Source organism: Campylobacter sp. CH278, assembly GCF_004378845.1.
Classification (GTDB): domain Bacteria; phylum Campylobacterota; class Campylobacteria; order Campylobacterales; family Campylobacteraceae; genus Campylobacter_D; species Campylobacter_D jejuni.
In genome coordinates, this window is sequence record NZ_RYXZ01000014.1 from 1 (window position 1) to 3,184 (window position 3,184).

The window sequence follows — 3,184 nt, forward strand, 5'->3', positions numbered from 1 at the left end:
ATTATCCGATACTATACAAGCATTACCACTTTCTTGAGTACTGGCTTCATCTACTGTAGGTTCTTTATCATCTTCATCTTGTTTTAAAACACTTTCATCCATTTGAGTGAGTAAAGCTTCAGAGAAAGGAAGTGGAGCATTTGCTTCAGGATTGCTTGTATCTCCGCCTTCATTATTTGGCTTATCTAAAACAGAATCTAAAGAAGCTAGTTTAGTATCAAATTCTCCTTTGATGCTAAAATGATTGTTACTTTGAGATAAGGCTTGTGTTTTATAAGATTTTAAAGTATCATCAAATTTATAAGTATCAAGATATCCTTGTGCTTTAGCATAAAGCTCATTTACTTTGTTTTTAAGTGAAATAAATTCTGCATCTTTAGAACTTGCTGCATCTTGATTGATTAAAGCTACGTAAGCATTGTAAGCATCAATGGTTTTATCAAGATCTTCTTTGGTGCTTACAAATTGATCGTAATTATCCTTTATGCTTTTTAAATCTCCTTTTAGGAAAGCAAATAAGGTATTTTTATTGGTTATATTTTGACGGAGTTGATGAATAGTATTAAAATAGCTATTTTTTGTATCATCGCTGTCAAATTTGGCATTGTCAAGATTGTTATTATTATATTCCATAATAAAATCCATACTTTGCACTAAGTTTCTTGCAAGATTGTTAAAATCTTCTTTATTGTATTTTGCATATTTATCATTTTCTTTATCTATGAAATATGTGAGTATAAATTGCGTTTTTTCATCTTCATTCATGGTGCTATAGTAGATATAATTATTTAGAAGATCTTTTAGTGCAAAAATATTTACCCTATAATATTCATCATTTAAATTTTCTATAATTTCCTTAACAATATCATTATGTAAGTCATCTTGATCTAAAATGACATTTTCACTAGGTTCTTGTGAAGAACTTGGAGTATTAGTTGGAATATTAGGTTTGGTAATAGGTTTTGCTTGGGTTAAAAAATCATTGTGTGAATTATCGCCTTCGGTATAATAATGAATATTTACCTTGTCTTCTTTTTCTCCATTTATTTCAATGATATTTGTAAAACTTGAGTCTGTATTTGCATTGCTTAAACTATTCTTTTTTTGATAAATATGCGTATTTTTAAAAGTAAAATTTACACTACCTTCTGATTGAGTGCTGTAAAATATACCTGATTTTCCTTGTATGGTTGCATCTGGGGTAAAATATATAAAAATATTTTCAAAAGTTGAAGTGTCTCCCGAGCCTGAATTTCTTCCAGATTCTGCACTACCACCTATAAATCCACCTACATAAGCAGATTCAGAACCTCTTGCGTAATTGTTTGTAAGATCTATATTGTTAAGATAAATATTTGTAAAAGTTCCATAATCACTATGACCTATAAATCCACCAACATGGCTTTCTCCAATGTCTCCTCCAGTAGTCATACCAGCAGTAGCCGCAGCTTTAATGGTTATGCCATCAACATAAATATTATTAAATGTGCCATTCATAGCAAAACCTACAACAGATCCTGTAGATGTAAAATTAACACCTATTTTATTATCAATATTTATATTTTCTAAAACTATATTCTCTAAATTTGCATTACCATAAATTCTTCCTGCTATGGTTCCTAAATTTCTTCCACCTGTTTTAAAAGAAATATTTTTCATTTTTACATTACTAACTTTTGAACCATTATCCAATGAACCTACAAGAGCTCCAAGATTTGCAAAATTGTAAGATCCGTCGCCATTTCCTAAAGTAAAATTTTCAACATTTAGATTTTTAATTTCTCCACCATCTACTCGAGCAAAAAGACCTATCCACATAGAACCTTGAGGTTTGAAATAAATATTTTTTAGAGTAAAACCTTGTCCATCAAAAACTTTAGTAAAAGATTGATAATTACTAAAAGCATTTGTTAAATCATACCCTACCATCATATTGATTGTTTCGCCATCAACGGTATATTTTCCAAAATCTTTACCTTGATTACCCCCCCCCAAAAAAAATCAATATCGTTAGTGAGTCTATATTCGTCAGCATAATCCCTAAAACCATTTTTATTCTCATTCCAACCTTTTGAAAAATAAAACCAATCCTCATCGCTACCTATACCGACAAATTTATTAGTTTTAAATTCTTTTGTATTATGTTTAAAAGAGCCGTAATCAACTCCTTGATATTTAGAAAAATTATTATATGCGATTGGATTGAAATAATATGCCTTTGCATCTAAATTTAAAGCACCATTTTTAATGGCAGTAATTTTTAAACTATCTTTTACATCTAAAGTGCCTATATTTGCCTGAACGGTATTTCCAATAAGCCATATGCTATCGCTATCAATTTTATTTAGAATTTTATCTTCTGAATTTACAGAAGAATTTAAATATACCTCATTCCCAATAATTAAAACATCGTTAGCATTGATATTTCCCATATTAATCACATTGCCTTTATTGTTAGGCTTAAATACAGGAGAGAATACAGGGTTGTTGGCATTATCTGCAAATTCTTGCATCGCTTTGCTATCTATACTTGAAGTAGATACTCCAAATTTATTTGCATTGATAGTTCCACTTTTACCTATAACCACACCATTAGGATTGATAAGATAAACATTATTACCTGTAGCATTAAGTAAACCATCTATTGTAGAGCTTTTGGTTCCATAAGCAATGTTTAGGTAGTTTTGGTTAGTTTTTCCTTGTCCAAAATTTACAGTTTCACCCTTAGCTATATTAAAACCACCACCCCATTGGATAACAGAGTTTACTTTATTACCTGTAATATTCATGGTATTACCATTTACATTTATACTTCCACTTGTTCCATGAGTGAACTTACCCCCACTTGGTAAAGCATAGCTTTGAGAGAAAAGTAAAGAACTTACAACAATTGATAAAATGATTTTATTGTTTTTCATGGTTTATCCTTTCTTGGTTTGGTTTAGTTCTAAGAACTTAACTTTGTTTTTGTTTTTTTTGTTTTTTTATCTGTTTGTTTTATTTTTTTATTTTTCTTTTTAAAAACAAAAATAAATTCTTAATCCTAGATTTCTCTAGGATTATTTATTGATAATTTTGATTTGTTATTGTTTTTATTGTCCATCCTTATTTATTTTATCTTTGCGTAAATGCTTTTACCATCTTGAGATATTCTTACTTCATAAGAAAGCTTTTGTAAATTCAT

Annotated in this window: 2 protein-coding genes; both read right to left on the reverse strand. The window is 29.2% G+C overall.

What is annotated here, in order from left to right:
- On the reverse strand, positions 1 to 1,995 hold a 1,995-nt coding region (locus ELQ04_RS08805), incomplete at its 3' end, for a hypothetical protein (protein WP_208359026.1).
- Positions 1,929 to 2,918 carry a filamentous hemagglutinin N-terminal domain-containing protein gene (locus ELQ04_RS08930; protein ID WP_243832552.1) on the reverse strand — a complete coding sequence of 330 codons (990 nt, stop codon included), beginning with the start codon at positions 2,916 to 2,918 and terminating at the stop codon, positions 1,929 to 1,931. The genes ELQ04_RS08805 and ELQ04_RS08930, both read right to left, overlap by 67 nt.
- Positions 2,919 to 3,184 lie beyond the last annotated feature (266 nt).